The 1,647-nt window shown below is 34.4% G+C and carries 2 protein-coding genes; both read left to right on the plus strand.

Going from position 1 to position 1,647, the window contains the following annotated elements:
* Window positions 1-975 (plus strand): Mu transposase domain-containing protein (locus tag ACFSO7_RS24010; protein WP_483861715.1); only part of this gene is annotated, 975 nt, incomplete at its 5' end.
* Window positions 975-1,647, plus strand: a 673-nt coding sequence (locus ACFSO7_RS24015) for an ATP-binding protein (protein ID WP_377880002.1), incomplete at its 3' end; no start/stop codon positions are given. The genes ACFSO7_RS24010 and ACFSO7_RS24015, both read left to right, overlap by 1 nt.

Here is a 1,647-nt window from a genome sequence, read left to right on the forward strand (position 1 = left end):
GAAGGTTTAAAAAGAATGTTTCATTACATAGGTGGAGTTCCAAAAGCTATTCGTTTTGATAACTTATCACCTGCGGTGAAAAAGGTCCTACCAAATGGCGAACGGGAGTTAACAGATGTATTTCATAGGTTCGTTTTACATTATGGATTTGAATATGAGTTCTGTAATCCTGGAAGTGGCAATGAAAAAGGCCATGTGGAAGCAATGGTCAAATATGTTCGTAATAACTTTCTCCTACCAGAGTTGACTATTCATGATTTAGAATCATTTAACAATTCTTTATGGATTAAAGCAGAAGCAGATAGAAATAGACCGCATTATCAAAAAGAAACTCTTATTGCCGAATTATATTTGGGCGATCAGGAGAAGTTTTATCAATTGCCAGCAAAAGAGTTTGAATGCGTAAGATATGAACAAGTAAAAGCTGATAAGTATGGCTATATTCGTATTGAAAATAAACTTTATTCTACTTCACCACGTTTTGCCAAACAAATGGTTTTGGCCAAGATATCATTTAAAGAGATTGATATTTTAACAGAAGATTATGATGTGATTATTAAGCATGATCGCTTGTATGGAAAAGGTCAAAAATCAATGAAATGGCAACCATATTTGACTCTCATGGCCAAAAGACCAATGGCCATTAAATATACAGAGTTCTACGAAAAATTGCCACCTGAATGGCAAGATTATTTATCGAATTGTACCATACAGGAGAAGCAAGCTGCTCTTCAATTACTATCAGTGTTACTTAAAGAGCATGACTTCCAGGTGCCCACACGGGCACTGATAATGGCATCGGAACATGGACATCCAAGTATTGATTCTATTAAACAAATGTTCTACCAGTTGATTAATGGTAGAGGGATAAGGAGTTCTATAAACCCTAAAGAAAATATACCGATTATGCCAAATGCAGTCCGTGGACTCAAGCAATATGATCAATTATTTGGATCAACTGGAGGTGATCATTAATGGAAGCTCAAATTGTAGAATTCTCTAAAAGATTAAAGCTTACCTGGATCCCCCAGAATTATCAATCAGTAAAAGCAGAGACAAATGAAGAATACTTACTAAAGCTTTTTAAGAATGAAATTATTCAAAGAGAGGAACGCAAAGTTAATCTTCTTTTAAGCCAAGCTACATTACCAAAAGTATCAGGAAAGCCATTTGATTGGAAAGAAATTCAGATGGCTCCTGGACTTTCTAGAGATTATGTAATCAGTGGAGAATTTCAACACAATCAAGAAAATATGATTTTTTATGGTGGCGTAGGTGCTGGAAAAACTTATTTATCAACACTTATTGCCTTAAATCTTATCCAAAATGAAGGTAAAAAAGTTAAGTTTTATACAGCAGCAGGACTGGTAAATACCCTCTTAGAGGCAAATGAGAAAGGAATATTAGGGAGATTCTTTAAACAAATAGAAAAGCTAGATTTATTGATTTTAGATGAATTGGGCTACATTCCTTTACATAAACAAGGAGCTGAACTATTATTCCAGGTTATATCTATGTGTTATGAAGCTAGAAGTTTAATCGTTACTACAAATCTGCAATTTGGACATTGGAATCATGTTTTTGGTGATCCGATTTTAACTGAGGCTGTCATCGACAGGTTAATTCACCATTCCCACTTATTAGTTT

This window comes from Bacillus sp. CGMCC 1.16607, from assembly GCF_042683745.1.
GTDB lineage: Bacteria > Bacillota > Bacilli > Bacillales > Cytobacillaceae > Pseudoneobacillus.